Here is a 7,487-nt window from a genome sequence, read left to right on the forward strand (position 1 = left end):
GCCGCGGCCGTCGTCGAAGGGGAAGTGCTCCAGTACCTCTGTGGCGTCGGGAAGGTCGGGAAGATCGGGAACGGTCGTCATGCGGGCTGCACCTCCGTCAGCCAGTCGTGCAGGTTCGCTGAGATCAGGTCGGCGTGCTGGGACAGGATGGTGAAGTGGTCGCCGGGCAGCTTGCGCACGCGGTGCGCCAGTTCGGCCGGGAACGGGTGGTCCTCCGAGCTGGTGGGCACACCCGCGACGACCTCGCTGGCGAGCAGGTGGAGGACGGGCGCCTTCAGCGGGCCGGGCTGCCAGCCGCTGTAGATCCTGCTGTAGCCGCCCATCGCCGCGATCTGGCCGCTGGTGGTCACGGTCCGGTCCGGACGGTCGAGCGACATGCCCATGAGGTCACGTCGCCGGATCTGCTCGCGCATGAACTCGCTGCGGGTCTCGGTCTGTTCCATCTCCTCCTCCGGCAGGTACGAGTCCAGCAGGAGCAGCGCGGTGACGGGGACGCCGGTCTGCTCCAGGTGCGCGGCCAGGTCGTGCGCGAGCCAGCCGCCCGAGGAGTAGCCCGCGATGATCAACGGGGTGCCGGCCAGCTCACGGCGCAGCGGTTTCGCCAGCATCCGCATCAGGGCGGCACGGTCGGCGGGCAGCGGAGCCTCACCCGCGAATCCGGGCGACCACAGCGACCACACGTCGGAGGCGGGGTCCAGCCCGGTGTGCAGGTAGGAGTAGGGCAGGTCCAGGTTGGGGAAGATCGGCGGGGTGAGGCCGACGATCGTGGGGCCACCCGCGCCCGCCCCCACCTTGCGCAGTTCGGCGAGATCGCGCGGATCGTCCTGGTCGAACGTGTCGCGCGTCTCGGAGGCCGCGCGGGCCAGGCGGAGGGCGGCGTTGATCCGGCCGGTGCGGATCGCCCGGATGTAGAACGAGGCCAGGCTGCCGTCGCTTTCGTCGGCGTTCTCGGGCGCCGGGTCCACCGGCCCGGCGCCGGATGCCGGGACCTCGTTCCCGGACCGGGCGGTTCCCGCGATCTCGTCGAGCGTGCCCTCCTCGGCGCGGTCGGCCAGCTTTTCCAGTACGCGCTCGGTGAGGTCGACCACCGTGGGGTAGTTCAGCACGTCGGCGAGTTCGATCTCCACCCCGGCATCGGTGGTGAGTTGATCGCGCAGATCCTCCGCGCCCAGCGAGTCCATCCCGAGATCGCGGAACGTGTCCTCGGCGTCGACGTGGTCATCCGGTCCGTTGCCCAGCGCCCGGCCCAGGCACTCACGAACCAGCGTCTCGACGCGGTCGTTGCGCTCCTGCTCGGGCAGTGCCCACAGCAGAGCCGCGGGCGAGCGCCGGTCGGGCTCGCGCGTCCCGGGGTCGCCGGAGATCAGCACCGGCATGGTCCACTCGCGCTCGATCCAGTACCGGCTGCGCTGGAAAGCGTAGCCGGGCAACGGGATGCGCCGCGCGCCGGCGCCGCCCAGGACGACACGCCAGTCCACCGCCGCGCCCCTCACGTGCGCGCGGCCCAGCGCGCGCACGAGCGCCGCTGAACCGGTCGCCGCGCTCTCCGTCTCCTCCGGCACGGCCAGCACGGCGGGACCGTCGGACAGCCCGGCGGCCATGCCCGCGGTGTCCCCGCCGAACACGAGCAGCAGTCGGTGACCATCGGCCCGCAGCTCTCGGGCGGCCGAGCCGGATTCGGCAGCCGGCACCGTGCGGTAGTCGTCCTCGGCCGGACGGTCCCGCAGCCAACGGCCGGTGTCCCCGCACAGCACCGGCACGCCGGGCGCGGGAGACGGGACATCCACGACTTCGGGTTCAGCGCCCGCGGGACACCCGGCCGCGATCCGCAGCGCCGAGGACAGGGACAGCCACCCGACCGCCCAGGACGCGGCCAGCCGGCCGGATCCGTGTCCCGCCAGCGCCGCCGGGCGCACCCCGGACGCGCACCACACTCGTGTCACGCCGGTCAGCACGGCCAGCGTGGCCGGGGCCAGCACGTCCGGCCGGTCCAGCGGTGGCGCGTCCGGGTCACCGCGCAGCACATCCGTCAGGGACCATCCGACCAGCCCGGCCAGCACTGCCGCACATGCGGAGAGGTGCTCGGCGAACGGTTCGGCCTCGGCGTACTGCGTGGCCAATGCGCGCACCACGGCCGGGGTGCACTCGTGTGGGTACAGGAACGCGGTGGTGCCGTTCCGCACGGCGGTGCCGGAGGTCACCACCGTGGCGCTCCCGGTGTCGTTCCGGCCCGTGCTCAGCGCGGTCAGGCCCGCGGCGAGGTCGGCCGGGCGGGAGCCGAACACCACCGCGCGGTGCGGCAGGTGCGCCCGGGCGGTGGCCAGCGACCACGAGAGGTCCAGCAGATCGGGGCGCGCCCGGTCGAGGTACTCGTGCAGCGCGGCCGCCTGCGCGGACAGCGCCTGTTCGGTCCTGCCCGACAGGGGCCAGGCCAGCAGTGGCGGGACGGCCCGGTCGCCGGGCTCGGTGTCCGGGCCGGGCCCTGGGTCCTCCAGGATCACGTGCGCATTGGTACCGCCGACTCCGAACGCGGACACGCCCGCCCGCCGGGGACGCCCGTCGCGCGGCCACGGGACGGCGCTGGTGAGCAGTTCGACCCCGCCCTGCGCCCAGTCGACCCGGGGGGTCGCCGTGCCGATGTTCAGGGTCTTGGGCAGCGTGCTGTGCCGCATGGCCAGCACCATCTTCACCACGCCGGCGACTCCGGCCGCGGCCTGGGTGTGGGCGAGGTTCGACTTCACCGCGCCGACCAGCAGCGGCGGCCGGTCGCCGCGGTGGCGGCCGTACCCGGCCAGCAGCGCCTGCGCCTCGATCGGGTCGCCGAGCTCGGTACCCGTGCCGTGCGCCTCCACCGCGTCGACGTCCGCGGGCGACAGGCCGGCCGAAGCGAGCGCGTCGGCGATCACCTGCTGCTGCGCGGTTCCGTTCGGGGCGGTCAGCCCGGAGGAGGTGCCATCGGAGTTGATCGCCGATCCGCGCAGCAGCGCGAGCACCGGGTGGTGGTTGCGACGTGCGTCGGAAAGCTTCTCCAGCACCAGCATCCCGGCACCCTCGCCCCACGATGTGCCGTCGGCGGCAGCGGAGAAGGGCTTGCACCGCCCGTCCGGCGCCAAAGCGCGTTGCCGGGCGTAGTCGATGAACAGCATCGGGCTGGACATGACGGTCACCCCGCCCGCGAGGGCCAGGGTGCACTCGCCCGCGCGCAGCGACTGCACGGCCAGGTGGATTCCGACCAGGGACGAGGAGCAGGCGGTGTCCACCGTGAGCACGGGCCCCTGCAGGCCGAACACGTAGGCCAGCCGACCGGAGGTCACGCTGCCCGCGTTGCCGATGGAGAGCTGGCCCAGCATGTCCTCGGGCATCTCGCGGACCGCCGTGGCGTAGTCGGCGTTGGACAGTCCGAGGAACACGCCGGTGCGGCTGCCGCGCAGCGCGGCCGGATCGATGCCGGCGGACTCCAGCGCCTGCCAGGTGACCTCCAGCGCGATCCGCTGCTGCGGGTCCATGCCGAGCGCCTCGCGCGGCGAAATGCCGAAGAACTCGGAATCGAAGTCGGCCGCGTCGTCGAGGAAGGCACCGTGCCGGACGTAGGAGCGGCCCGGCGTGCCCGGTTCCGGGTGGTAGATCTGGTCTTCGGTCCAGCCGCGGCCGGCCGGGAAGCCGGTGATCACGTCCCGCTCGGCGGCGAGCAGTTCCCACAGCTCCTCCGGCGAGCCGACCCCACCGCCGAACCGGCAGCCCATGCCGACCACGGCCACCGGTTCGTCGACGGGGTTCTCCAGCTCCCGCAACCGTTCCCGGGTGCGCTGGAGTTCCGCGGTGACCCGCTGGAAGTACTTGACGAGCTTCGGGTCCTCGCCCACAGCTTTCGGTTCCTCTCCGGTCGGCCGGGCGGCCCCGGCTGCCTGGTCACGCATCGCCGAGTTCCCGGTCCACGAAGGCGTAGAGCTGGTCCACGGAGGCCGAGCTCAGCTCGTCCGCCCCGGGCCCCGGCTCGCCGTCCAGCGCGCGCAGCGCCGCCCGCAGTCGTCCGCGCAGCGCGTCGCGCTGCGCGTTCTCGCCGGCCAGTGCCTCCTCGACCGCCTGCGCGAGTCCGGCGAGCCGATCCGGGCCGCGCTCGGCGGGGCCGTCCGCCGGCTCCTCCGCGCCCGCGGCATCCGGCGCGACCTCCGTACCGAGGTGCGCCGCGAGGATGGCCGGAGTGGGGTGGTCGAACACCAAGGTGGCGGGCAGGTTCAGACCCGTGGCGGTGTTGAGCCGGTTGCGCAGCTCGACCGAACTCAGTGAGTCGAATCCGAGGTCTCCGAACGGACCGTCGGCGGGCACCCCGTCCGCGGACGGGTAGCCGAGCACGGCCGCGATCTGCCCGAGGACCAGGTTGAGGAGCTGCCGGTCCCGTTCGGCGGGGCTCAGCCCGCCCAGCCTGCGGGCCAGGTCCGCCGGGGACTCGGCGGGCGCGGCGGACCGCGCGGAGCGCCGGCGGCGGGCCGGGCGGACCAGGTCGCGCAGCAACGGCGGAATGCCCTCTTCTCCCAGACCGGCCACGGTGACCAGGTCCAGCCCGATGGGCACCAGGTGGACCCTGTCCGAGCCGGTCGCGGTGTCCCAGAGGGTCAGGCCCTGCGCGACGGTCAGTGCGCGGATCCCGGTGCGGTCCATGCGGGCCCGGTCCGCGGCGGCCAGCCCGCCGCCCATCCCGTCGGTCGTGCTGGTCCCGCTGTCCGGCGCCCACAGGCCCCAGCCCAGCGAGCGGGCCGGGAGCCCGGCGGCGGCCCGCTGGTTCATGAGCGCGTCCAGGAAGGCGTTGGCCGCGGCGTAAGCCCCCTGGCCCGCGGTGCCGAACACGCCGGCGGCGGAGGAGAAGCACGTGAACCCGGCGAGGTCGAGCTCCCGGGTCAGCTCGTGCAGGTGCCAGGCTCCGTCGACCTTCGGCGCCAGCACGTTCTCCATTTGCCCATCGGTCAGCGACTCCACCAGGCCGTCGTCCAGCACACCGGCGGCATGGATCACGGCGGTGAGCGGGTGTGCGGCGGGCACCTCGGCCAGCACCCGGGCCACGTCGTCCCGCCGGGCGACGTCGCCGCGCGCCACCTCGGCGTGCGCGCCGAGCCGGCCGAGTTCGGCGACCAGTTCCGCGGCGCCGGGGCTCTCCGCGCCACGGCGCGAGAGGAGCAGCAGCCTGCGGGCGCCGCGGCTTGCCAGATGCCGGGCCAGCGTGCGGCCCAGCGACCCGAGCCCACCGGTGATCAGCACGGTGCCGTCGGGGTCGGGCGTGCGGGCGGCCGGGCCGCCGTCGCTCTCCGCCGGACCGTCGTCGCGGTGCAGCCGGGGCACGAGCAGCTCGCCCGCGCGCAGCGCCACCTGGGGCTCGCGGGCCGCGGTCGCGACGGCGACCGCGTCGCGCAACGCGGTGTCGGCCGGCTCGTCGACGTCGACCAGCAGGAGGCGCCCGGGGTACTCGTTCTGTGCCGAGCGAGCCAGCCCGTAGGCCGCGGACAGTGCCAGGTCGGGTTCGTCGCCCGCGCGCACGCCGAGCGCGCGTTCGGTGCGGACCACCAACTGCGAACCGGCGAACCGCTGGTCGGTGAGCCACACTCGCAGGTAGCCGGTCAGCTCGGTGAGCGCGGCGCGGACCCGTGCGGTGACGTCGTCCCCGGCGGGTCGGGCCGGGCGTAGCACCACCACCGGCGGCACCGGGTCCTGCGCGTCCGCCAGCGACGCGAGGTCGAGCCGACCGGTCCCAGGGTCGTGCCACGCACCGGAATCGTCCACTGTGGAGGGCCGGCGAACGGGGACCCAGTCCTGTGCGAGCAGTTCCGCGCCGTCCTCGGCCGGTCCCAGCAGGTAGGACTCGTCGGCGGGCAGCGGCCGGAACACCAGGGAGTCCACGGTGGCCACGGTGGCACCGGTCTCGTCCGCCAGCGTGATCGCCACGTCACCGTTCCCGCCGGTGACGTGCACCCGCACCGTCGAGGCTCCGGCCCGGAACAGCGACAGCCCCGACCACGAGAACGGCATCGAGCCGCTGCCCTCGTCGATCCCGTCCAGCTGCGGGCCGAGACCGACCGCGTGCAGTGCCGCGTCCAGCAGCGCCGGATGCAGGCTGTAGCGCTTCGCGTCCCCCGCCGCTTCGGCGGGCAGGGCGACCTCGGCGAACATCTCCGAGCTCCCGTCGGGGTGGTCGCGTTGCCAGAGGGTCCGCAGACCTCGGAACGCGCCCTCGTAGCGGAAGTGCCTGCCCTCCACCACCTCGTCGTAGACGTCCGCGACCGGGATCTCCCGCACGTCCCGCGGCGGCCAGTGCGCGAGGGTCGTGTCCGGCGTCGCGGTGCGGACACCCAGGTAGCCGAAGGCGTGTGACCGCCATGGGCCCGGCTCGGCCCGGCCCACGCCCTCCGGCCGGGAGTACACCCGCACCGGGCGGCGGCCGGTCTCCTCGGCGTCGCCCACCACCACCTGCACCGACACCCCGCCGTGCTCCGGCAGGGCCAGCGGCGCCTCGACGGTCAGCTGTTCGAGCAGGTCGCAGCCGACCTGCTCGCCCGCGGCCAGGGCCAGTTCCACGAAGCCGGTGCCGGCCAGCAGGGGGATGCCGCGCACCTGGTGGCCCCCCAGCCAGGAGTGCGACTGGAGGGACAGCCTGCCGGTGAGCAGCACGCCGTCGCCCTCGGCCGTGGACAGCGTGGCGCCCAGCAGCGGGTGGCCCACCGGGAGCAGCCCGGTGGAACGCAGGTTCAGCCCGTTCCCGTCCGGCACCAGCCAGTACCTCTCGTGCTGGAACGCGTAGCCGGGCAGGTCCGCCGTCCTGGCGGGCGCGGCGGGCAGCACGGCGGGCCAGTCCACCTCCACGCCTTGCGTGTGCAGCGCGCCGAGGGCGAGCAGCACGTCCTTGGTCTCGTCACGATCGGCCCCGCGCAGGGTGGGCACCCTCGCCTCGTCCGGCCCGGCGTCCCGCCCGGCCAGCGCGGAAAGCACCGCGCCCGGTCCCAGTTCGAGCAGGACGCGTGCACCGGCCCTGCGTGCGGTGCGCAGCCCGTCGTGGAACCGCACCGCCTGCCGGACGTGCGCGGTCCAGTACGCCGGCGAGCGCAACTGCTCCGCCGTGGCCGTCTCGCCGGTGAGGTTGGAGATCACCGGGATGTTCGGATCGTGCGCCGTCAACCCGGCCAGAACGGTGCCGAACTCGGCCAGCATCGGCTCCATCAGCGGCGAGTGGAAAGCGTGGCTGACCCGCAGCCGCCGGGTCCGCCGTCCCCGGCCCGCCCAGTCGGCCTCCAGTTCCGTGATGTCTTCGTGCGCACCGGAGACGACCACCGCGTCCGAGGCGTTCACCGCCGCGACGGACACCCGCCGCGCGCGCCCCGCCAGCCAGGGGGCCAGGTCCTGCTCGGTGCCCTGCACGGACAGCATCGCGCCGCCCTCGGGCAGTGCGGCCATCAGCCGGCCTCTGGCGGCCACCAGCCGGACCGCGTCCGGCAGCGACCACA

Annotated in this window: 1 protein-coding gene and 1 pseudogene; both read right to left on the reverse strand. The window is 74.4% G+C overall.

What is annotated here, in order from left to right; genetic code table 11:
* Positions 1-77: 77 nt before the first annotated feature.
* Positions 78-3,854: pseudogene (locus LE181_RS30970) on the reverse strand (type I polyketide synthase); the annotation flags it as partial.
* 55 nt (positions 3,855-3,909) lie between these two features.
* On the reverse strand, positions 3,910-7,487 hold a 3,578-nt coding region (locus tag LE181_RS30975), incomplete at its 5' end, for a type I polyketide synthase (protein WP_225664861.1).

The organism is Streptomyces sichuanensis (assembly GCF_020328095.1).
Lineage (GTDB): Bacteria > Actinomycetota > Actinomycetes > Streptomycetales > Streptomycetaceae > Streptomyces > Streptomyces cinnamoneus.